A 21,865-nucleotide genomic window follows, 5' to 3' on the forward strand; every position below is an offset into this window, starting at 1 on the left:
TGGTGCGATGGTCGCACCGTGCCTATCGTCGTCGCTATCGCCTGCGCCCGAGTGGGCAGGCTCAATCCCTTCCCTGGAGGAAAAACCCAATGAAGCGCAACAAGGTCGCCCTTTCGGGCGTCGCGCTGCTCGGCCTCGGCGGCATGCTGCTCGCCGGGTGCGCGAGCGGCGATGGTGGCAGCGGCGACGGCGGCAACGGCGCCGGCGGCGACGCGATCGTCACCACCAACGGCACGGAGCCGCAGAACCCGCTGATCCCGACCAACACCAACGAGGTCGGCGGCGGCAAGATCCTCGACAGCATCTTCTCGGGTCTGATCTCGTACAACGCCGACGGCTCGGTCGAGAACGAGGTCGCCGAGTCGATCACGGTCGACTCGCCGACGCAGCTCACCGTCAAGATCAAGGAGGGCCTGACCTTCACCGACGGTGAAGAGGTCACGGCCGACAACTTCATCAAGGCGTGGAACTACGGCGCCGCGCTCGACAACCAGCAGCTCTCGAGCTACTTCTTCGAGGACATCGAGGGCTTCAGCTGGGACGAGAACGTCGAGGAGCTCTCGGGCCTGCAGCAGGTCGACGAGTACACCTTCACGATCACGCTCAACAAGCCGGCCACCGACTTCGCTCAGCGCCTCGGCTACTCGGCCTTCTACCCGCTCCCGGACGTCGCGTTCGAGGACATGGAGGCCTTCGGCGAGTCGCCCATCGGCAACGGCCCGTACAAGCTGGCCAGCGAGGACGCCTGGGTCCACGACGAGGGCATCTCGCTCGTCGTGAACGAGGAGTACGAGGGCCCGCGCGAGCCGCAGAACGACGGCCTCGACATCCGCTTCTACGCCTCGCAGGACGCCGCCTACGCCGACCTGCTCTCGGGCGAGCTCGACGTGCTCGACCAGATCCCCGAGGCCGCTCTCGAGACGTACCAGGACGAGCTCGGCGACAACTGGGTCAACCAGCCCGCCGCGATCTTCCAGTCGTTCACGATCCCCGAGTACCTCCCGCACTTCGAGGGCGAGGAGGGCGTGCTGCGCCGTCAGGCCATCTCGATGGCGATCAACCGCGAGGAGATCACCGACGTGATCTTCCAGGGCACCCGCACGCCGGCCAGCGACTTCACGTCGCCCGTGATCGACGGCTGGAGCGAGGAGCTCGAGGGCGCCGAGGTGCTGGAGTACAACCCCGAGCGCGCGCAGGAGCTGTGGGCCGAGGCCGACGCCATCAGCCCGTGGGAGGGCACGTTCGAGATCGCCTACAACTCGGACGGCGGCCACCAGGGCTGGGTCGACGCGGTCGCCAACTCGATCGCCGGCACGCTCGACATCGACGCGGCCGGTGCGCCGTACCCCGACTTCGCCGGTCTGCGCGAAGAGGTCACAAACCGCACCATCACGACGGCGTTCCGCACGGGATGGCAGGCCGACTACCCGGGCCTGTACAACTTCCTCGGCCCGCTCTACGCGACCAACGCCGGATCGAACGACGGCGACTACTCGAACCCCGAGTTCGACGAGCTGCTGTCGCAGGGCATCAGCGCGACCGACCCGGACGAGGCGAACGCGCTGTTCCAGCAGGCGCAGGAGATCCTCCTCCAGGATCTGCCCGCCACCCCGCTGTGGTACTCGAACGTCACCGGCGGCTGGGCCGACACGGTCGACAACGTCGAGTTCGGCTGGAACTCGGTGCCGCTGCACTACAACATCACCAAGGGCTGACCGGGCCTGAGATGATCCGCTGCGAGGCGGTGGCGTACACGCCACCGCCTCGCACCATGTCGCCGGCACACCGTTCTCCCAGTTTCGGGAGCGGAGGATGGCCGAGCGGGTCCCCCGAAGGACCCGCTTTCTGCTGTGCTCCTCGCCCGAGTCGCGGGCCAGGGTTTCTTCCGTGTCGTGTGACCTCGTCATCCCCAGAAGGGAGGCACGAGGGTGGCCACTTACATCCTCAGACGCATCCTGCAGGTGATCCCCGTCTTTCTCGGGGCCACGCTGCTGATCTACTTCATGGTCTTCGCCATGCCCGGCGACCCGATCGCCGCGCTGTTCGGCGACAAGCAGCCGCCGCCGCAGCTGCTGGAGCAGATCCGCGCGCGCTACCTGCTCGACCAGCCGTTCATCGTCCAGTACCTGAACTACCTCGGCGGGATCCTGCGCCTCGACTTCGGCGTGGGCTTCAACGGCCAGCCGGTGATCGAGACGCTCGCCCGCACGTTCCCCGTGACCCTGCGCCTGGCGATCATGGCGGTCGCGATCGCGTTCATCCTCGCGATCGTCATCGGCCTCACCTCGGCGCTGCTGAAGGGCACGGTCTACGACCACTTCATGCTCGTCTTCGCGCTGCTGTTCGTCGCGGTGCCGGTGTTCGTCGTCGCCTTCGCCGCCCAGTTCTTCCTGGGCGTGCAGCTGGGCTGGTTCAAGCCGACCGTCGGCAGCGACAACGACTGGGGCGGCCTGTGGCTGCCCGCGATCGTGCTCGGGTTCAGCATCTACGCCACGATGATGCGCCTCACCCGCGCGTCGACGATCGAGACGCTGCAGCAGGACTGGGTGCGCACCGCCTACGGCAAGGGCCTGTCGCGCTCGCGCGTCATCCCCGTGCACGTGCTGCGCAACTCGATGATCCCGATGGTCACCGACACCGCCTCGCAGTTCGGCGTGCTCATGGTCGGCGCGACCGTGACGGAGGGCATCTTCAACGTGCCCGGCGTCGGCAACCAGCTGTACACGGCGATCATCAAGCACGAGACGCCCACCGTGGTGTCGTTCGTGACGATCTTCGTCGTCGTGTACGTCCTCATCAACCTGCTCGTCGACCTGCTCTATGGTCTGCTCGACCCGAGGATCCGCTATGTCAAGTAGTACGCATTTCGTGGCGCCCGTGAAGGAGGCGCAGGTCCAGGTCGACCAGGTCCACCTGAGCACCCGCAAGAGCAACCTGTGGCTCGACGCGTGGCGAGACGTCCGCAAGCGCCCGCTGTTCTGGATCTCGATGGTCCTCGCCGCGGTCGTGATCATCATGGCGGTCGCGCCGGGCATGTTCACGCAGGTGGCGCCCTCCGGCGGCGCCTGCCAGCTGGCCAACAGCAACGGCGGCGCCGCGGCGGGCCACCCGCTGGGGTTCAACCGCCAGGGCTGCGACATCTGGTCGCGCCTCGTGTGGGGCACGCGCACGTCGATGGTGGTCGGCCTGCTGGCCACGCTCATCGGCACCGCGATCGGCCTCATCATGGGAGCCCTCGCGGGCTTCTACGGCGGCTGGCTCGACTCGCTGCTCTCGCGCATCGGCGACATCTTCTTCACGATCCCCTACATCGTCGCGGCGATCGTCGTGATGACGGTGCTGTCGAGCGCGCGGAACGAGCTCACGCTCGCCTTCGCGATCGGCGGGTTCTCGTGGGCCTCGACGGCGCGCATCGTGCGTGCCGAGGTGCTGCGCGTGAAGCAGTCGGACTACGTCATGGCGTCGATCGCCCTCGGGCTGTCGCGCTTCAAGACGATGCTCGTGCACGTGCTGCCCAACGCGATGGCCCCGGTCATCGTCGTGGCGACGATCAGCCTCGGCCACGCCATCGTGGCGGAGTCGACCCTGTCGTTCCTCGGCGTCGGCCTGGGCGGCAACACGGTCTCGTGGGGCGCCGACATCAGCCAGGCGCAGGCCACGCTGCGCACCGCCCCGATGGCGCTGTTCTGGCCGTCGCTCGCGCTGACGATCGCGGTGCTCGCGTTCATCACGCTCGGCGAGATGCTGCGCGACGCGCTCGACCCGAAGGCGAGGGCACAGCGATGAGTGAAGGAATCCCCATGACGGATGCACTGCTGCAGATCCGCGGCCTGAAGGTCGCCTTCGGCACGGGCAAGAAGCAGCGCGAGGTGCTGCACGGCATCGACCTGGACGTCTTCCCGGGCGAGACGGTCGCGATCGTCGGCGAGTCGGGCTCGGGCAAGTCGACCACGGCCTCGGCCGTGATCGACCTGCTGCCCGGCACGGGCGAGATCACCGGCGGCACCATCACGCTCGAGGGCCGCGAGCTCACGAGCGCGAGCCGCCGCGACATGGAGCGCCTGCGCGGCCGCGAGATCGGCTACGTGCCGCAGGACCCCATGTCGAACCTCAACCCGGTGTGGTCGATCGGCTTCCAGGTCAAGGAGGCGATCCGTGCGAACGGTCTCGCCACCGGCCGCAAGGAGGTCGAGCGCCGCGCGATCGAGGTGCTGCAGCAGGCGGGGCTGGCGGACGCCGAGCGTCGCCTGCACCAGTTCCCGCACCAGTTCTCCGGCGGCATGCGCCAGCGCGCGCTCATCGGCATCGGCCTGGCGGCCGACCCGAAGCTGCTCATCGCGGACGAGCCGACGAGCGCGCTCGACGTGACGGTGCAGCGCGTGATCCTCGATCACCTCGCCTCGCTCACGCGCGAGAAGGGCACCTCGGTGCTGCTCATCACGCACGACCTGGGCCTGGCCGCCGAGCGCGCCGACCGCATCATCGTGATGAATCAGGGCGAGGTCGTCGAGTCGGGGCCGAGCCGCGAGATCCTCGAGGACCCGCAGCACCCGTACACGCAGCGGCTCGTGGCCGCGGCGCCCAGCCTCGCCTCGCAGCGCATCCAGGCGAGCGTCGAGCACGTCACCACCGAGACCGAGGTGCTCGCGCAGGCGGCGCCGGTCGTCGAGGTGCGCGATCTCGTCAAGGAGTACCGCATCCGCAAGGGCGGCTTCTCGAGCGAGGCGTTCCGGGCTGTCGACGGGGTGTCGTTCCAGATCCCGCGCGGCAAGACGCTCGCGCTGGTGGGGGAGTCCGGATCGGGCAAGTCCACCGTCGCGAAGATGGTGCTGCAGCTGGAGGAGCCGACGAGCGGTGACGTTCTGATCGACGGTGTGAGCACGTCGACGCTGAAGCGCCGCGATGTGCTCGGCCTGCGCCGCCGCATGCAGCCGGTGTTCCAGGATCCGTACGGCTCGCTCGATCCGCTGCGCTCGATCGGCACGCTCATCGCGGAGCCGCTGAAGGTGCACGGCGTCGGGGACGGTGCGTCCCAGCGCGCCCGCGTGCTGGAGCTGCTCGACCAGGTGGCGCTGCCGCGCGAGCTGGCGATGCGGTACCCGAACGAGCTGTCGGGCGGCCAGCGCCAGCGCGTCGCGATCGCGCGCGCCCTCGCGCTCAAGCCCGACATCATCGTGCTCGACGAGGCGGTCTCGGCGCTCGACGTGCTCGTGCAGGATCAGATCCTCACGCTGCTGGCCGAGCTGCAGGCCGAGCTCGGCCTGACCTACCTGTTCATCACGCACGACCTCGCGGTCGTGCGCGTCGCCGCCGACATGGTGTGCGTCATGGAGCGGGGCAAGGTCGTGGAGCAGGGGACCGTGGACGAGATCTTCGCCAACCCGCAGGAGGCGTACACGCGCCGCCTCCTCGACGCGATCCCCGGCGCCACGCTGCCGCTCGGGGGGCGCTGACGGTGTCGGGAGCAGGCGCGGACTACGAACCCGGCGACGAGCTGAAGCGCGAGATCCGGCCCACCTGGGGCCGGGTCTGGCTCGCGCTCACCGGCGTGCTCGTGGTCGGCCTGCTCATCGATGCGGCGATCCGCGGGGGCTGGCAGCAAGCCGCCCTCATCGCACCATGGCCGCTCGGCCTGCTCTGGTTCATCTACGTCTTCGTCTACGCGCCGCACGTCGTCGCCGACGAGGCGGGCGTCACCGTGCACAACATCCTGCGGATCACGCGCGTGCCGTGGGGCGCGATCGACGACATCGTCATGCGGTGGCAGCTCGAGGTGCGCCTCACGGCCGCGGCCGGCGGCAAGACCATCCAGGCGTGGGGCGTGCCCACCCGCCGGCCGCGCGGCCGGATGCGGGATCGGCCCGCCGACGTCGAGGCCGAGATCCTGCGCGAGATGAAGCTCAACGCCGCCGCCGCGCCGGACGACCGGATCGTGCGCTCGTGGGACCTGCTCGGCGTCGCGTCGCTCGCCGTGCTCGTCGTGTGGGCCGCGATCGCCGTGAGCGTCACCGCCTGAGCGTCACCGCCTGAGCGTCAGCGGACGGCGCCGTCGGGCGCGAGGCGGACCCCCGCCGGTGCGCACGGACCGCCCAGCCACGCCGCGATAGGATGGAACGCCCCGCCTCCGGGGCACATCCCACAGAACGCAAGGATCCCTTTCATGGCGCGCGCCCTCCGTCCCGACCTCCGCAACGTCGCGATCGTCGCGCACGTCGACCACGGCAAGACGACCCTCGTCGACGCCATGCTGCGCCAGACGGGGTCGTTCGGCTCGCACGAGCACCTCGAAGAGCGTGCGATGGACTCGAACGATCTCGAGCGTGAGAAGGGCATCACGATCCTCGCCAAGAACACGGCGATCACGTACAACGGTGCCCACACCGACACCCCGATCACGATCAACGTGATCGACACCCCGGGCCACGCCGACTTCGGCGGCGAGGTCGAGCGCGGCCTGTCGATGGTCGACGGCGTCGTGCTGCTCGTCGACGCCTCGGAGGGCCCGCTGCCGCAGACCCGCTTCGTGCTGCGCAAGGCGCTCGAGGCGAAGCTGCCCGTCATCCTGCTCGTGAACAAGACCGACCGCCCCGACGCGCGCATCGAGGAGGTCGAGGGCGAGGCCCAGGACCTGCTGCTCGGTCTCGCGAGCGACCTCGTCGACGTCGTGCCCGACCTCGACGTCGACGCACTGCTCGAGGTCCCGGTCGTCTACGCGTCGGGCCGCGCCGGCGCCGCGTCGCACAACCGTCCCGCCGACGGATCGCTGCCCGACAACGACGACCTCGAGCCGCTGTTCGAGGCGATCCTCAAGCACGTGCCCGCGCCGGAATACGACGACGAGGCCCCGCTGCAGGCGTGGGTCACCAACCTCGACTCGAGCGCGTTCCTCGGCCGCCTCGCGCTGCTGCGCATCTTCAACGGCGAGCTGAAGAAGGGCCAGACCGTGGCGTGGGTGCGTCAGGACGGCACGATGCAGAGCGCCCGGATCACCGAGCTGCTCATGACGAAGGCGCTCGACCGCTACCCGGCCGAGAAGGCCGGCCCCGGCGACATCGCCGTGATCGCGGGCTTCGAGGACATCATGATCGGCGAGACGATCGCCGACCCGGAGGACATCCGCCCGCTCCCGCAGATCACGGTCGACGAGCCGTCGATCTCGATGACGATCGGCACGAACACCTCGCCGCTGGTGGGCAAGGTCAAGGGCCACAAGCTCACGGCGCGCATGGTCAAGGACCGCCTTGACCGCGAGCTCATCGGCAACGTCTCCATCCGCGTGAAGGACATCGGCCGCCCCGACGCGTGGGAGGTGCAGGGCCGCGGCGAGCTGCAGCTCGCGATCCTCGTCGAGAACATGCGCCGCGAGGGCTTCGAGCTCACCGTCGGCAAGCCGCAGGTCGTCACCCGCAAGGGCCCCGACGGCAAGGTCCAGGAGCCGTACGAGCACCTCACGATCGACGTGCCCGAGGAGCACCTCGGCGCCGTGACGCAACTCATGGCGGCGCGCAAGGGCCGCATGGACAACATGATCAACAACGGCACGGGCTGGATCCGCATGGAGTTCATCGTGCCGTCGCGCGGTCTCATCGGCTTCCGCACGCAGTTCCTCTCGATCACGCGCGGCACCGGCATCGCCAACGCCATCTCGCACGGTTACGACGACTGGGCCGGTCAGATCGTCTCGCGCCAGAACGGATCGATCGTCGCCGACCGCGCGGGCGTCGCCACCCCGTTCGCGATGATCGCGCTGCAGGAGCGCATGTCGTTCTTCGTGAACCCGACCGACGAGGTCTACGAGGGCATGGTCGTGGGCGAGAACTCGCGCGCCGACGACATGGACGTGAACATCACCAAGGAGAAGAAGCTCACCAACATGCGCTCCTCCACGGCCGACACGTTCGAGTCGATGACGCCGCCGCGCATCCTCTCGCTCGAGGAGTCGCTCGAGTTCGCCGCCGAGGACGAGTGCGTCGAGGTCACGCCGGAGGCCGTGCGCATCCGCAAGGTGATCCTCGACGCCACGACCCGCGGCCGCGAGGCCTCGCGCCGCAAGCGCCAGGACGCGAACGCCTGACTCCTTGCCGGAACGGGCTCCACTAAGCTCGATCCGGTGAGCACCAGCCCGTCCGCCGAGCGCCGCGGCGCGTGGCGGCAGGGCCTCGCCGTCGCGCTGCCGACGAGCGCGTACGGCGTCTCGTTCGGCGCGCTGGCCACGGCGTCGGGCCTGGACGTGTGGCAGACATGCGTGCTGAGCCTGCTCATGTTCTCGGGCGGATCGCAGTTCGCCTTCATCGGCGTGCTCGGATCGGGCGGCGGGGGACCGGCGGCGATCGCGTCGGCCGCGCTGCTCGGCGTGCGCAACGCCGTGTACGCCGCGCGGATGAACCCGATCGTCGGCCGCACGTGGCCGCGGCGCCTCGCGGCCGCGCAGTTCACGATCGACGAGTCCACGGCCGTCGCGCTCGCGCACGAGGATCCCGCCGCGCGCCGCATCGGGTTCTGGGTGACGGGCGTCGGCATCTTCATCGGCTGGAACCTCACCACGCTCGCCGGCGCGCTGCTGGGCGACGTGCTGGGCGACGTGCGCGCCTACGGCCTCGACGCCGCCGCCGCGGCGGCGTTCCTCGCCCTGCTGTGGCCCCGGCTGCGCTCGCGCCAGGCCGTGGCCGTAGGCGCCGCGGCTGCCGTCGTCGCCGCCGTCGCCACGCCGTGGCTCGCGCCGGGCGTGCCCGTGCTGCTCGCCGCGGTCGTGGCGGTCGTGGTCGGCTGGACGAACTGGCTGGGCCGGCGGGCGGCGGCGCCGGCGGGCAACGGATCGGGGGCCGCGCGATGAGCGCGTGGACCGCGATCCTGCTGGCGGGCATCGCCGTGGTCGGCCTCAAGCTCGTCGGCTACCTCGTGCCGGAGGAGTGGCTGGAGCGCCCGCGCCCGGCGCGCATCACCGATCTGCTCACCGTCGCGCTGCTGTCGGCGCTCGTCGCCGTCCAGGCGCTCGGCGACGGCATGGCGATCGGCGTGGACGCCCGCCTGCCCGCCATCGCGGTGGCGGCGCTGCTGCTGTGGCGCGGCGCGTCGTTCCTCGTCGTCGTCGTGGCCGCCGCCGCGACCGCCGCGCTGCTGCGGCTGGTGGGCTGGGCGGCCTGACAGCCGCCGCCGCGTACGCTGATCGCATGCGCTCCGTGTGGCCCATCCGCCTGTTCACGTGGGCCGGCGCCTTCGTCGCCGGCGCGGTCTACGGCATCGTCGGCACCGTCATGCACTCCGCCGCCGTCGTCCCCACGGGCCTGGCGGGGCTCGTCGTGCCGTTCGGGACCATCCTGGCCGCGGTGGGGCTGCTGGCCCTGCTGATCGCCGTGCGATGCCTCTCCGAGGACCGCGTCACGGTGCTCGCCGCCGGGCTCGGCGCGCTCGCCATGGTCATGCTGTTCTCCGGCGAGGGACCGGGCGGATCGATCGTCGTCCCGCAGTCCGCGCCGGGCGAGGCGCCCCTCGGCGTGATCTGGTCGTGGGTCGTCGCGGCGGTCGTGATCGTCGTCGTCGCCTGGCCCGATCTGCGGGGCATCCGCACCGGTTCGGGGAAGGGTCAGCAAGGCGGCGCGTAGAATCGTCACGTGACTTACGTGATCGCCCTTCCGTGCGTGGACGTCAAGGACCGCGCCTGCATCGATGAGTGCCCGGTCGACTGCATCTACGAGGGTGAGCGCAGCCTCTACATCCACCCCGACGAGTGCGTGGACTGCGGTGCCTGCGAGCCCGTGTGCCCCGTGGAGGCGATCTACTACGAGGACGACCTGCCCGAGGAGTGGTCCGACTACTACAAGGCGAACGTCGAGTTCTTCGACGAGATCGGCTCGCCCGGCGGCGCCGCCAAGGTGGGCGTGATCCCGAAGGACCACCCGGTCATCGCCGCGCTGCCTCCGCAGGCCGGCGCGCACTGATCCGGCCGCTCCGATGGGCATCCGCGACCTCGACGACTACCCCTGGGACGCCGTCGCCCCGCTCGCCGAGCGCGCCGCGGCGCACCCGGACGGGCTGTGCGACCTGTCGATCGGCTCTCCCGTCGACCCCACGCCGCAGGTCGTGCGCGACGCCCTCGTCGCCGCGACCGACGCGCACGCGTACCCGCAGACGGTGGGCACGCCCGCGCTGCGCGAGGCCATCGTCGCCTGGTACGCGCGCCGGCGCGGCGTGACCGATCTCGCGCCGCGCAACGTGCTGCCGACGATCGGATCGAAGGAGCTCGTCGCGCTCCTGCCCACGCTGCTGGGCCTGAGCGCGGGAGACATCGTCGTGCATCCGCGCGCGGCGTACCCCACCTACGCGGTGGGCGCGGCCGTCGCCGACGCCACCGCCGTCGCGGCGGACGATCCGGACGAGTGGCCGGAGGGCGCGAAGCTCATCTGGATCAACTCCCCGGGCAACCCCGACGGCCGCGTGTGGGGCGTCGACGAGCTGCGCCGCGCCGTGGCGCGCGCCCGCGAGCTCGGCGCCGTGCTGGCGAGCGACGAGTGCTACGCCGAGCTCGGCTGGGAGGGCGAGTGGGCGGCCGGCCCCGTGCCGAGCGTGCTCGATCCCCGCGTCACCGGCGGCAGCCGCGCGGGCCTGCTGAGCGTGTACTCCCTCAGCAAGCAGTCCAACCTCGCCGGCTACCGGGCGGCGTTCGTGGCCGGCTGCGCCGAGGTCGTCGGCGAGCTGCTGAAGAACCGCAAGCACCTGGGGCTCATGCTGCCGGCGCCCGTGCAGCACGCCATGGCGGCGGCCCTCGGCGACGACGTCCACGTGGCCGCGCAGCGCGAGCGCTACCGCGCGCGCCGCGACGTGCTGAAGCCGGCGCTCGAGGCCGCGGGGTTCCGGATCGACCGCAGCGAGGCGGGCCTGTACCTGTGGGCCACCGAGGGGCGCGACGCGTGGGAGACGATGGGCCGGCTCGCCGGGCTCGGCATCCTCGCCGGCCCCGGCGTCTTCTACGGCCCGTACCACCCGCAGCACGTGCGCTTCTCGCTCACCGCGAGCGACGAGCGCATCAGGATGGCCGCCGATCGCCTGCGGTCATCGGCACTCTGATCAGCGGCTAGGGTGGATGACGGCCGCGCGCGGATCCGCTCGGCCCATTCGAGCGAGTATCAGCATCCCGATTCGCAAGGAGGCGCCGTGAGCGACGCAGGAAGCCTGCCCGAGAAGGCCGTACTGACGGTCGGCGACAAGACCGCGGAGTTCCCCGTCCTGCCCGCCACCGACGGTAAGTCCGCCATCGACGTCTCGACGTTCACGAAGCAGACCGGCTTCACTGCGCTCGACTACGGCTTCGTCAACACCGCCTCCACGATGTCGGACATCACCTACATCGACGGCGACCAGGGCATCCTACGCTACCGCGGCTACCCGATCGAGCAGCTGGTGAACGGCGACGCGAGCTTCCTCGAGATCGCCTGGCTGCTCATCTACGGCGAGCTGCCCACGGCCGATCAGCTCGGCCAGTTCGACGACAGCATCCGCCACCACACGCTGCTGCACGAGGACCTCAAGAACTTCTTCACGGCGATGCCCGCCGGCGCGCACCCTATGGCGGTGCTCTCGTCGGCGGTGGCCGCCCTGTCGACCTACTACGAGAACGACTCCGATCCGGACAACCCCGAGCACGTCGACCTCACCACGGTGCGCCTGCTCGCCAAGCTCCCCGTGATCGCGGCGTACGCGCACAAGAAGTCGATCGGCCAGGCGTTCCTGTACCCCGACAACTCGCTCAGCTACGTCGAGAACTTCCTGCGTCTGAACTTCGGCAACATGGCCGAGCCGTACGAGATCGACCCCGTCATGGCGAAGGCGCTCGAGCGCCTGCTCATCCTGCACGAGGACCACGAGCAGAACGCCTCGACCTCGACCGTGCGCCTCGTCGGATCCACCGGCGCGGATCAGTTCGCGTCGATCGCCGCGGGCATCCAGGCGCTCTCGGGCCCGCTGCACGGCGGCGCCAACGAGGCGGTGCTGAACATGCTCGGCCAGATCCAGGAGTCCGGCCAGGGCGTCAAGCGCTTCGTCGAGAAGGTGAAGAACAAGGAAGAGGGCGTGAAGCTGATGGGCTTCGGGCACCGGGTCTACAAGAACTACGACCCGCGCGCCAAGCTCGTCAAGGAGTCGGCCGACGAGGTGCTGGCCGCGCTCGGCGTGCACGACCCGCTGCTCGACCTCGCCAAGGAGCTCGAGGAGATCGCGCTCGAGGACGACTACTTCAAGGAGCGCAAGCTCTACCCGAACGTCGACTTCTACACGGGCGTCATCTACAAGGCGATGGGCTTCCCGACCCGCGTCTTCACCGTGCTGTTCGCGATCGGCCGCCTGCCCGGCTGGCTGGCGCACTGGCGCGAGGCCAACCTCGACGCGCGCGGCAAGATCGGGCGCCCCCAGCAGCTCTACACGGGCTCCCCGGCCCGCGAGTACCGCGGACGGTAGGGGTTCTCACACGAACGGCCGCCACTCCCTCGGGAGGGCGGCCGTTCTCGTGTCGGCCGGGTCAGGCGTGGAGGGCGGCGTTGAGGACCACGCCGACGCCCTCGCGGCGCACGGCCTCCACGGCGCCGTCGAGCGAGTTGCGGCGCAGCAGCAGGCCGCTGGAGCCCGAGAGCTCGCCGCCCTTGACGACCGAGCCGTCCTCCAGGCGGATCTTCGTGCCGGCCGTCACGTACAGGCCGGCCTCGACGACGCAGTCGTCGCCGAGCGAGATCCCGATCCCCGCGTTCGCGCCGAGCAATGTGCGCGCGCCGATCGAGACGCGGTGGGTGCCGCCGCCCGAGAGGGTGCCCATGATCGAGGCGCCGCCGCCGATGTCCGATCCGTCGCCCACGACCACGCCCTGCGAGATGCGGCCCTCGACCATCGAGGCGCCCAGCGTGCCGGCGTTGAAGTTCACGAAGCCCTCGTGCATCACGACCGTGCCGGGGGAGAGGTGCGCGCCCAGGCGCACGCGCGAGGTGTCGGCGATCCGCACGCCCTCCGGGGCGACGTAGTCGGTCAGGCGCGGGAACTTGTCGAGCGAGACCACCTGGATGCCGTCGCGCTGCAGGTAGGGCCGCAGGCGCACCGCGTCGGCGGGCAGCATGGGGCCGGCGTTCGTCCACGCCACGGTCGGCAGGTGCGCGAACAGCCCGTCGAGGTTGAGCTCGTTGGGGCGGACGAGGCGGTGGGAAAGCGCGTGCAGGCGCAGGTACGCGTCGGAGGTCGAGGTCGGCGCGGCATCGAGATCGATCTCGAGCGTGACGACCTCGACGGTGACGTCGCGCTTCTCGTCGGGCGCGGCCAGGCGGTCGAGCGACTCCACCTCGTCGGTCGCGTCATCGGCGCGGCCGGCGCGCGGGGCGGGGTACCAGGTGTCCAGGACGGTGCCGTCGGCCGCGATCGTCGCGAGCCCGACACCGGAAATCCAGCGCTCATCCGTCATGCCTCAATCCTACGGATCGGCGGATGGCGACTCGCCGGGCGCCCGTAGGCTGGAGGCATGCCGACGCTCGATCTCACCGCCTCGTCCGCCGATCTCACCCGCGCGATCTGCGACATCCCGAGCGTCTCGGACGACGAGACGACGCTCGCCGACGCGATCCACGCGGCGGTGTCTGCCCTGCCGCACCTCGAGGTCGTGCGCCTCGGCGACACGATCGTCGCGCGCACCGACCTGGGCCGCGCGCAGCGGGTGGCGATCGCCGGCCACATCGATACCGTGCCGATCAACGCCAACCTCCCCACGCGCGACATCGAGGAGGACGGCGAGGCCGTCATCTGGGGCCGCGGCACCGTCGACATGAAGGCCGGCGTCGCGGTGCAGCTGAAGCTCGCGGCGGAGCTGACCGACCCGGCCGTCGACATCACGTGGATCTGGTACGACCACGAGGAGGTCGAGGCGTCGCGCAACGGCCTGGGCCGCATCGAGCGCGAGCGGCCCGAGCTGCTGGCGGCGGACTTCGCCGTGCTGGGGGAGCCAACCGCCGGCGAGGTGGAGGGCGGCTGCAACGGCACGCTGCGCGCCGTCGTGCGCACGCGCGGCGCCCGGGCCCACAGCGCCCGCTGGTGGATGGGCGAGAACGCCATCCACGCCGCCGCGCCGCTGCTCATGCGCCTGGCCGAGTACCGCCCAAGGACGATCGAGGTCGACGGCCTCGCCTACCGGGAGGGCCTCAACGCCGTGCGGATCGACGGCGGCGTGGCCGGCAACGTGATCCCCGATCTGTGCGAGGTCGAGGTGAACTTCCGCTTCGCGCCGAGCCGCACGATCGAGCAGGCGATCGCGCACGTGCGGACGGTGTTCGAGGGGTACGAGGTCGAGATCACCGACAGCGCCGCCGCGGCCCGGCCGGGCCTGGATGCGCCCCTCGCGCGGGACTTCCTGCGCGCCGTCGGCGGCAGCGCCCGCCCGAAGTACGGCTGGACCGACGTGGCGCGGTTCTCGGCGCTCGGCGTGCCGGCCGTGAACTACGGTCCGGGCGACGCGTCGCTGGCACACCACGACGAGGAGCGCGTGCCCGTCTCGCAGATCGAGCGGGTCGAGCGCGGCCTGCGGGCGTGGCTGAGCGGGTCCTGACCCGGTCGCGGGCGGAGGGCGGCACGTGAGAGCGGCCTGGCGGGGGCTCCCCGCGGCGCTGCGGATCGCGGCCGTCTACGCGGCCGCGCGTCTGGTCACGATCGGCTTCATCCTGCTCGCCGCGGCGCTCGCCTCTCCGGAGACGCGGCTGCCCTCCGGCAGCCCGCTGTCGGATTTCGCCCTCGCGTGGGACGCGCAGTGGTACTGGACGGTCCCCTACGACGGCTATCCCTCCGAGCTGCCGCGGGACGCGGACGGGCACGTGACGGAGAACGCCTGGGCGTTCATGCCCGTCTACGCATACCTGGCCCAGGCGGTCGCCGTCGCGCTCGGGGCGGCGTGGGGCGTCGGCGGCTTCCTCGTGTCGTTCGTGTCGGGCTATCTCGCGTGCCTGGCGCTGCACCGCCTGCTGCGGGTGCGGCAGGGCGAGGGCGAGGCGATGTGGGCGGTCGTGCTGTTCGCGTGCGGGCCGCTCGCGGGGCTCTTCCACGCCGGCTACGCCGAGTCGCTGTTCCTGCTGCTGCTGTTCCTCGCGCTGCTGTGCGTCGTGCGGCGGCGGTGGTGGTGGCTCTACCTGCTCGTGCCCGTCATGGGATTCACGCGCCCCGGCGTGCTCGCGTTCGCCCTCCTGCTGGGGCTGTACGGCATCCACCGCTGGCTCGCGCGCCGCGACGACCCGCTGCCGGCGCGTGAGATCGCGCACATCGTCGCGCTCGGCGCGCTGGCGACCGCCGTGGGCTTCGCCTGGCAGGTCATCGCCGCGGTCGTCACGGGGGAGCCCGGCGCCTATCTCGACACCGAGCTCGCGTGGCGCCGCTCGTGGGTGGGCACCGAGCACTTCCTGCCGCTGGAGGGCTGGTTCCAGGGCGCGGACGTGTGGTTCGGCGTGTGGGGTCTGCCCGCGTGGCTCGCGCCCGTCGCGGTCGTCGCGCTCATGCTCGCGGCGGCGGCGCTGCTGATCCTGCCGCGCGCGGTGCGACGCGTCGGCCCGGAGCTGCGCCTGTGGGCGGGGAGCTACCTCGTGTACCTCTTCCTCGTCTTCTTCCCGCAGTCCAGCGTGTTCCGGCTGCTCGCGCCGCTGTCGCCGCTGTGGGGCGCGTTCGCCGCGGTGCGCTCGCGGGGCGTGCGGATCGCGGTGCTGGCGCTCGGGCTGCTCGGCCAGTGGTGGTGGATCTGGAATATGTACGGACAGGGCAGCAGCTACTGGCAGGTGCCGTGAGCGGCATCGGCACCAGTTCTTAACCGTTCGCGAATGGACCAGACCCGGCCGACCGATAAACTAAGCACGCAGACACCTAGGAAAGGGAGCCCGCCATGGCAGCCATGAAGCCCAGAACCGGTGACGGACCGATGGAGGCCGTGAAGGAGGGGCGTCTCATCATCGTTCGCGTGCCGCTGGAAGGCGGCGGCCGGCTGGTCGTCTCGGTCAACGACGACGAGGCGAAGGAGCTCTACGGCGTCCTCGGCGAGGTCGTGAACGCGGCCTGATCGCTTCAGACAAAGGGCCCCGAGCGCATGCTCGGGGCCTTTTCGTGTCCGCGCGCCTCAGGTGGCCCGGACCGTGGTGAGCTGCAGCAGCCCCTCGCCCACGGGGGCGAGGGCCGCGACGACCGCGGCCGACTCCTGCGTCTCGCGCAGCAGCGTGCGGTACGTGGTGGTGAGGTCGTCGCGCTGCACCGGATCGGCCACCTTGCCGCCCGCCAGCACGCGCGGCACGAGCACCGTGCCGCCGGGGCGCGCGAGCCGCAGCCCGTGCGCGACGTAGTCGATGACGTGCTCGGGGTCGGCGTCGACGAGCACGAGGTCGTATGCCGCCTCGTTCATCCGCGGCAGCACCTCGGCCGCGCGCCCGGTGATCCAGCGCACCCTGGTCGATGGCACCCGGGCGGCCTGGAAGGACTCGCGGGCCGCGGCGAGGTGCTCGGGCTCGCTGTCGATCGTCGTGAGCGTCGCCTCCGGGGCCCCGTGGAGCAGCCAGAGGCCCGAGACGCCGGCGCCCGTGCCGACCTCGATGATCGTGCGCGCGGCGGTGGCGGCGGCCAGGAAGGCGAGCTGCGCGCCGACGGCGGCGCTCACCGGCGCCGCTCCCAGCTCGCGCGCGTGCTGCCGCGCGCGGGCGATGTGCTCCGGCTCGGTCACGCTCTCTCGGACGAATCGGGCGATCGCATCGTGCTCGCTCATGTCAGAAGCCTACGGCGCGGCGGGGCCGAGCGTGTCGCGCGTCGCCGCGGCGAACGGGAACGGCCCGCCCGCCACGGGTACGATGAACCCCGTGGAGTTCGGCCTGTCGTTCGAGAAGATCATCCTGATCGGCGTCGTGGCCGCGCTCCTGATCGGCCCGGAGCGACTGCCCCGCTACGCCGAGATGCTCGGACAGTTCGTGCGCCGCGCGCGCGACTGGATGCAGGGGGCCCAGGAGCGCGTGAAGCGCGAGATGGGCGAGGACTTCGAGGACGTCGACTGGCGCCGGCTCGATCCCCGGCAGTACGACCCGCGCCGCATCATCCGCGAGGCGCTGCTCGAGGAGCCCGCCGTCTCGGCCACCGCCGTGGCGCCGCGACGGCCGTCGGCCGGTGCCGGCGCGGCGGGCGCCGGCGCGACCGCGATCGCCCCGGCCCGGCCCGCCGCGCGCCGTCACTTCAGCGCCGCCGAGCCGCCCCCGTACGACCCCGAGGCCACCTGACCGCGGCGCGTCTTCGCCGGTCGAGGCGACCGGGGGTCAGGACGGCGAGAAGGGCAGGCGGCGACCGGTGAGGCCGCGCGGCTGGGCCGCGATCGTCGCCGCGAGGCCGGTGATCGCGCGGGCCGCCGGATCTTCCGGGTGCGCGACGACGACGGGATCGCCCGCATCGGCCGAGGCGCGCAGCGCGGGGCTGAGCGGGATCGACGCGAGCACGGGCACGGCGGCGTCCTGGTCCTCGGACAGGGCGCGGGCGACCTCGTCGCCGCCGCCCGAGCCGAACAGGTCGAGCGTCGTGCCGTCGGGCAGGGTCATCGCCGCCATGTTCTCGACCACGCCGGCCACGCGCTGCCCGGTCTGGCGCGCCACGAGCCCGCTGCGCACCGCCACGTCCGAGGCGGCGGCTTGCGGCGTGGTGACGACGAGCACCTCGGCGTGGGGGAGCAGCTGGCCGACCGAGATCGCCACGTCGCCCGTGCCCGGCGGCATGTCCAGCAGCAGCACGTCGAGGTCGCCGAAGTACACGTCGGTAAGGAACTGCTGCACGGTGCGGTGCAGCATCGGCCCGCGCCAGGCGACGGCGCCGAGCCGCCCGTCCTGGCCGCGCTGCAGGAACATGCCGATCGAGATGGCCTTCACGCCGTGCGCGACGGGCGGCAGCATGAGGTCGTCGAGCTGCGTCGGCTGCGCGATCTCGCCGCCGCGCGCCAGGCCGAGCAGGGCGGGGATCGAGAAGCCGTGCACGTCGGCATCGACGAGCCCCACCTTGAGGCCGCGCGCGGCGAGGGCGACGGCGAGGTTGGCCGTGACGGTCGACTTGCCGACGCCGCCCTTGCCGCTCGTGACGGCGATCACGCGGGTGAGCGAGTCGGGACCGAAGGGCATGACGCGCGCCGGTCCGCCGCGCAGCCGGTCGGTGAGCGCCTGCCGTTCGGCCGGGGTCATCACGCCGATCTCGAGCGCGACCTCGCCCACGCCGGGCACGCCCTCCGCCGCGCGGCGCACGTCGGCCTCGATGCGGTCGGCGGCGGGGCAGCCGACGATCGTCAGGGCGATCTCGACGCGCACGGCGTCGCCGGCGGCCGTGACGCCGCGCACCATGTCGAGCTCGGACAGCGGGCGGCGCAACTCCGGATCGGAGACGCGGCCGACCGCCTCGCGCACCCGCTCGGCGAGGTCCGTCACGCCCGATCCCTCCGGCGCCGCTCGCCCGGGGGCGCGGGGGAGCCGTCGTCGCCCAGCTCGGCCAGCAGCGCGCGCAGCTCGTCGCGCAGCGCCTCGCGCGTGACCTGCTGCTCGCGCAGCTCGTCGATCGTCATCCGCAGCGCCACGATCTCGCGCGCCATGTACTCGGTGTCGGCGAGGTTGCGCTCGGCGCGCTGGCGATCCTGCTCCATCGAGACGCGGTCGCGGTCGTCCTGCCGGTTCTGGGCGAGCAGGATGAGCGGGGCCGCGTACGAGGCCTGCAGCGACAGCATCAGCGTGAGCGCGGTGAAGCCGAGCGCGGCGGAGTCGAACCGCCACGCCGCCGGGGCGAGCGTGTTCCACGCCATCCACACCGCGCAGAAGAGCGTGAGCCCGAGCAGGAACCACGGCGTGCCCATGGCGCGCGCGATCCATTCGGTCGCCTGACCGAACCGGTCGCTGCCCTTGGGCTGCGTCTCCACGAAGCGCGGGGTGCGGCCCCGCGGCGTCTCGAGGTCGCGGGCGCGCGCCATCACCGCGCACCTCCCGGCGGCAGCGCGATCGTGCCCGTCTCGGGCGGCGCGGTGATGCGCTCGTCATCGGCGTCCTGGGATCGCCAGTCGTCGGGCAGCAGGTAGTCGAGCACGTCGTCGACCGTGACCGCGCCGACGAGGCGGTGGGCCTGGTCGACCACGGGCATGGAGACGAGGTCGTAGCTCGCCAGGCGGCGCGCGGCCTCGGCCGCCGGGGCCGTCACGAGCAGCGGCTCGAGCGTGTCGTCGAGGATCGCGCCGACGCGCTCGTGCGGGGGATAGCGCAGCATCCGCTGGAAGTGCACGGCCCCCAGGAAGCGGCCCGTCGGCGTCTCGTACGGCGGCAGCGTCACGAACACGCTCGCGGCGAGGGCGGGGTGCAGCTCGTGCCGCCGGATGAGGGCGAGCGCCTCGGCGATCGTCGCGTCGGCGGGCAGGGTGATGGGCTCGCTCGTCATGAGTCCGCCGGCGGTGTCGGGGCCGTAGCGCAGCAGCATGCGCACGTCCTCGGCCTCGTCGGGCTCCATGAGCTCGAGCAGCTCCTCGAGGCGCTGCTGCGGCAGCTCGGCGAGCACGTCCGCGGCGTCGTCCGGATCCATCGAGTCGAGGATGTCGGCGGCGCGCTCGTCGCCGAGGCGCTCGAGGATGCGCACCTGGTCCTCTTCGGGCATCTCCTCGAGCGCGTCGGCGAGGCGCTCGTCCGAGAGCTCCTCGGCCACCTCGATGAGGCGCGCCTCCGGCAGATCCAGCAGGGTGTTGGCGAGGTCGGCGGGCTTGAGGTCGGCGAACGTCTGGGCCAGCCGCTCGGCCGACTGCGCCTCGCCGGGCCGGCGCTGCTCGCGCACCTCGCTCCACGTGGCGGACGTCGTGGGGCCCTTCGCGAACGGCGAGGCGCTCGTCTTGGGCTTGCGCAGGAACAGCTGCCCGATCGACCACTCGCCGAGCCGGTTCGGCTCGATCGCGACGTCCTCGATGACGGCGGTGCCCGTGCCGTCGACGAACTCGACCCGGCGGCCGATCATCTCGGCCATGACGCGCAGCTCGCCTGCGCGGGGCTGGAAGCGGCGCACGTTGATGAGGCCGGTGGTGATCACCTGGCCGGTCGAGATCGAGGTGATCCGACCGATCGAGAGGAACACCTGGCGGCGGCCGGGGATCTCGCACACGAGGCCGATCACGCGCGGCGAGCCGGAACTTCGGTACACGACGACGACGTCCCGGACCCGCCCGAGACGGTCGCCGGAGGGGTCGAAGACCGGGCATCCCGCCAGGCGCGCCACGAAGACCCTCTGCGTACTCACGCCTCCCAGCGTAGACCGCGGTGCCCGGGCGGGACGGGGGCGCGCCTGGAGCCGCGCGGCACAGGGCATCCATAGCCGGCGCAAAGGCGCGCGCGGGCGGCGCGTGGGATGATCGAGGCATGAGCATGCTGGGTGGGACGGGCCGGACGCCGCAGAACGTCGGCGAGACCGTGGCGCGATACGGCGACTACGAGGCCGCGCAGAAGGCGGTCTCCAAGCTCATCGAGGCCGAGGTCCCCGCGCGCGAGATCAGCATCGTGTGGGCGGGGCTGAAGGCGGTCGAGATGGTGACCGGCCGCATGGGCTACGCCCGCGCGGCCTGGTCGGGGGCGCTGAACGGCGCGTTCCTCGGGCTCATGTTCGGCGCCATCTTCACGCTGCTGTCGCCGACCCTGTCGATCCAGGTGCTGCTGGGCTGCCTGCTCGTGGGTGTCGCGATCGGCATGATGATGCAGATCCTGACCTACTCGCTGACGCGCCGCCGCCGGGACTACACGAGCATCACGGCGCCCATCGCCGAGCACTACGAGATCGCCGTGTCGGGACCGCACGTGTCCAGCGCGCGCGACGTGCTGGGCGGCGGCGACCGCCCGGGCAGGGTCGCGCCGTCCGCTCGCGCCGCCGCGCCGACGCCGCCGGCGCCCCTCGAGCCTCCGCGCTACGGCATCCGCATCGACGACCGCCCGGCCTCCGCGCCGCAGGCGCCGACGATCCCGCCCGTGCCGCCGCTCCCGCCGCAGGCCGCTCCCGTGCCGCCCGCACCCGGGGATGCGCCCCAGGCCGAGCCGGCGGAGCCGCGCGCCGACGAGCCGCGGTCGGACGAGCCCCACTCGGACGAGCCGCGCGCCGACGAGTCCGAGTCCGAGGGCCCGACCGGGCGCGACGCCGACCGCGCGTGACGGCCGAGGCCCGCATCCGCGTCGCCGCCGCGCTGCCGGCGGGCCCGGTCGAGGTCGGGGCCGCCTGGAGCGGGCCCGCCGACGCGGCCGACACCGTCGTGATCGCGCACGGCGCGGGCGCCGGCATGGACCACCCGTTCCTCACGGGGTTCGCGGCGGGGCTCAACGACCTCGGCATCCGCACGCTGCGCTTCGAGTTCCCCTACGTCGCCGCGGGCCGCCGCATGCCCGGCCCCGCCGCGCACGCGATCCTCGCCTGGCGCGCCGTGCTCGCCGAGGCGCGCACGCGGGCCGAGCGCGTGTGGGCGTGCGGCAAGTCGTACGGCGGGCGGATGGCGTCGATGGCGGCCGCCGAGGGCGACTTCCCCGTCGAGGGGCTCATCTACCTCGGCTATCCGCTGCACCAGCCGGGGCGGCCCGAGAAGCCGCGAGCCGAGCATCTGCCGCGCGTGACGGTGCCGCAGCTGTTCGTCGAGGGCGAGAACGATCCGTTCGTTCAGCCGCGCGAGCAGCTCGAGGCCGCGGTCGCCGACTGCCGCGACGCGCGGATCGCGTGGATCGCGGGCGCCAATCACTCGTTCGAGGTGAAGGGCGCGCGGCGCCCGGCGGACGGGATCGGCCGCGGTCTCGCGCCGCTCGTGGCGGAGTTCGTGCGCGGCGCGTAGGACGCGGACGCAATGTTCCGTCACACTTCGCCG

23 protein-coding genes are annotated in these 21,865 nt (G+C 72.0%); 18 read left to right on the plus strand and 5 right to left on the minus strand.

Annotation, left to right across the window (positions count from 1 at the left end; all coding sequences use genetic code 11):
• Positions 1–89 precede the first annotated feature (89 nt).
• From ACYVJ0_RS08915 to ACYVJ0_RS08970, 12 genes are all read left to right on the plus strand, one after another.
• Positions 90–1,715, plus strand: coding sequence for a peptide ABC transporter substrate-binding protein (locus ACYVJ0_RS08915; RefSeq protein WP_460817350.1), 1,626 nt, complete (start codon positions 90–92; stop codon positions 1,713–1,715).
• Between the two features lie 213 nt (positions 1,716–1,928).
• A complete protein-coding gene (locus tag ACYVJ0_RS08920; RefSeq protein WP_449853394.1) occupies positions 1,929–2,858 on the plus strand; it encodes an ABC transporter permease in 930 nt (309 codons plus the stop codon).
• Entirely contained in the window at positions 2,848–3,786 is a 939-nt protein-coding gene (locus ACYVJ0_RS08925; RefSeq protein WP_449853393.1) for an ABC transporter permease, read from the plus strand. The genes ACYVJ0_RS08920 and ACYVJ0_RS08925 overlap by 11 nt, the downstream gene beginning before the upstream one ends.
• A 14-nt stretch (positions 3,787–3,800) precedes the next feature.
• Positions 3,801–5,453: a dipeptide ABC transporter ATP-binding protein gene (locus ACYVJ0_RS08930; RefSeq protein ID WP_449853392.1), complete on the plus strand. Its 1,653-nt coding sequence runs from the start codon at positions 3,801–3,803 to the stop codon at positions 5,451–5,453.
• A gap of 2 nt (positions 5,454–5,455) precedes the next feature.
• Positions 5,456–6,016: a PH domain-containing protein gene (locus tag ACYVJ0_RS08935; RefSeq protein WP_460817353.1), complete on the plus strand. Its 561-nt coding sequence runs from the start codon at positions 5,456–5,458 to the stop codon at positions 6,014–6,016.
• Between the two features lie 144 nt (positions 6,017–6,160).
• Positions 6,161–8,074: a translational GTPase TypA gene (typA, locus tag ACYVJ0_RS08940; protein ID WP_460817355.1), complete on the plus strand. Its 1,914-nt coding sequence runs from the start codon at positions 6,161–6,163 to the stop codon at positions 8,072–8,074.
• Positions 8,075–8,110: 36 nt separating this feature from the next.
• The gene (locus ACYVJ0_RS08945; RefSeq protein ID WP_460817357.1) at positions 8,111–8,833 is read left to right on the plus strand and encodes an AzlC family ABC transporter permease; all 723 of its coding nucleotides are present in this window, start codon (positions 8,111–8,113) and stop codon (positions 8,831–8,833) included.
• Complete coding sequence (locus ACYVJ0_RS08950; protein WP_460817358.1) at positions 8,830–9,144, plus strand: AzlD domain-containing protein; 315 nt, start codon at positions 8,830–8,832, stop codon at positions 9,142–9,144. Before ACYVJ0_RS08945 ends, ACYVJ0_RS08950 begins: the two co-directional genes overlap by 4 nt.
• A gap of 26 nt (positions 9,145–9,170) precedes the next feature.
• A complete protein-coding gene (locus ACYVJ0_RS08955; RefSeq protein ID WP_460817360.1) occupies positions 9,171–9,602 on the plus strand; it encodes a histidinol dehydrogenase in 432 nt (143 codons plus the stop codon).
• A 9-nt stretch (positions 9,603–9,611) separates the two neighbouring features.
• Positions 9,612–9,938: a ferredoxin gene (gene fdxA, locus ACYVJ0_RS08960; RefSeq protein WP_449853386.1), complete on the plus strand. Its 327-nt coding sequence runs from the start codon at positions 9,612–9,614 to the stop codon at positions 9,936–9,938.
• A 13-nt stretch (positions 9,939–9,951) separates the two neighbouring features.
• Positions 9,952–11,064 (plus strand): succinyldiaminopimelate transaminase, encoded by a 1,113-nt coding sequence (gene dapC / locus ACYVJ0_RS08965; protein WP_460817362.1) that lies wholly within the window; start codon positions 9,952–9,954, stop codon positions 11,062–11,064.
• A gap of 87 nt (positions 11,065–11,151) precedes the next feature.
• The gene (locus tag ACYVJ0_RS08970) at positions 11,152–12,450 is read left to right on the plus strand and encodes a citrate synthase (RefSeq protein WP_449853384.1); all 1,299 of its coding nucleotides are present in this window, start codon (positions 11,152–11,154) and stop codon (positions 12,448–12,450) included.
• Between the two features lie 61 nt (positions 12,451–12,511).
• Here ACYVJ0_RS08970 and dapD read toward each other — a convergent pair whose 3' ends face one another.
• Positions 12,512–13,435 carry a 2,3,4,5-tetrahydropyridine-2,6-dicarboxylate N-succinyltransferase gene (gene dapD, locus ACYVJ0_RS08975; RefSeq protein ID WP_460817364.1) on the minus strand — a complete coding sequence of 308 codons (924 nt, stop codon included), beginning with the start codon at positions 13,433–13,435 and terminating at the stop codon, positions 12,512–12,514.
• Between the two features lie 57 nt (positions 13,436–13,492).
• Between dapD and dapE the strand changes: the two genes are divergently transcribed.
• The 3 genes from dapE to ACYVJ0_RS08990 all read left to right on the plus strand — a co-directional run bounded on the left by dapE (position 13,493) and on the right by ACYVJ0_RS08990 (position 16,057).
• Positions 13,493–14,569, plus strand: a complete 1,077-nt coding sequence (gene dapE / locus ACYVJ0_RS08980) for a succinyl-diaminopimelate desuccinylase (RefSeq protein WP_460817365.1) — start codon at positions 13,493–13,495, stop codon at positions 14,567–14,569.
• Between the two features lie 25 nt (positions 14,570–14,594).
• Positions 14,595–15,788 carry a mannosyltransferase family protein gene (locus tag ACYVJ0_RS08985; protein ID WP_460817367.1) on the plus strand — a complete coding sequence of 398 codons (1,194 nt, stop codon included), beginning with the start codon at positions 14,595–14,597 and terminating at the stop codon, positions 15,786–15,788.
• Positions 15,789–15,883: 95 nt separating this feature from the next.
• The gene (locus ACYVJ0_RS08990) at positions 15,884–16,057 is read left to right on the plus strand and encodes a DUF3117 domain-containing protein (protein ID WP_261164427.1); all 174 of its coding nucleotides are present in this window, start codon (positions 15,884–15,886) and stop codon (positions 16,055–16,057) included.
• A gap of 57 nt (positions 16,058–16,114) precedes the next feature.
• On the opposite strand, the gene ACYVJ0_RS08995 is transcribed toward ACYVJ0_RS08990, so the two are convergent.
• Positions 16,115–16,750, minus strand: coding sequence for an O-methyltransferase (locus ACYVJ0_RS08995; protein WP_449853380.1), 636 nt, complete (start codon positions 16,748–16,750; stop codon positions 16,115–16,117).
• A 91-nt stretch (positions 16,751–16,841) separates the two neighbouring features.
• On the opposite strand from ACYVJ0_RS08995, the gene ACYVJ0_RS09000 reads away from it, so the two are divergent.
• A complete protein-coding gene (locus ACYVJ0_RS09000; RefSeq protein ID WP_460817407.1) occupies positions 16,842–17,252 on the plus strand; it encodes a twin-arginine translocase TatA/TatE family subunit in 411 nt (136 codons plus the stop codon).
• Positions 17,253–17,288: 36 nt separating this feature from the next.
• Here the strand turns inward: ACYVJ0_RS09000 and ACYVJ0_RS09005 are convergent, their stop codons facing one another.
• From ACYVJ0_RS09005 to ACYVJ0_RS09015, 3 genes are read right to left on the minus strand one after another with little or no spacing between them, the layout of a single operon-like run.
• Positions 17,289–18,434 carry an Mrp/NBP35 family ATP-binding protein gene (locus tag ACYVJ0_RS09005; RefSeq protein ID WP_460817370.1) on the minus strand — a complete coding sequence of 382 codons (1,146 nt, stop codon included), beginning with the start codon at positions 18,432–18,434 and terminating at the stop codon, positions 17,289–17,291.
• On the minus strand, positions 18,431–18,967 hold the full coding sequence (locus tag ACYVJ0_RS09010; RefSeq protein WP_460817372.1) for a DUF1003 domain-containing protein: 537 nt from the start codon (positions 18,965–18,967) through the stop codon (positions 18,431–18,433). Before ACYVJ0_RS09010 ends, ACYVJ0_RS09005 begins: the two co-directional genes overlap by 4 nt.
• Entirely contained in the window at positions 18,967–20,268 is a 1,302-nt protein-coding gene (locus ACYVJ0_RS09015; RefSeq protein WP_460817374.1) for a magnesium transporter MgtE N-terminal domain-containing protein, read from the minus strand. Before ACYVJ0_RS09015 ends, ACYVJ0_RS09010 begins: the two co-directional genes overlap by 1 nt.
• Before the next feature lie 119 nt (positions 20,269–20,387).
• Between ACYVJ0_RS09015 and ACYVJ0_RS09020 the strand changes: the two genes are divergently transcribed.
• On the plus strand, positions 20,388–21,167 hold the full coding sequence (locus ACYVJ0_RS09020; RefSeq protein WP_460817375.1) for a YflT domain-containing protein: 780 nt from the start codon (positions 20,388–20,390) through the stop codon (positions 21,165–21,167).
• Positions 21,164–21,832 (plus strand): alpha/beta hydrolase family protein, encoded by a 669-nt coding sequence (locus ACYVJ0_RS09025; RefSeq protein ID WP_460817377.1) that lies wholly within the window; start codon positions 21,164–21,166, stop codon positions 21,830–21,832. Before ACYVJ0_RS09020 ends, ACYVJ0_RS09025 begins: the two co-directional genes overlap by 4 nt.
• Positions 21,833–21,865: the final 33 nt, after the last annotated feature.

The organism is Microbacterium petrolearium, assembly GCF_054782875.1.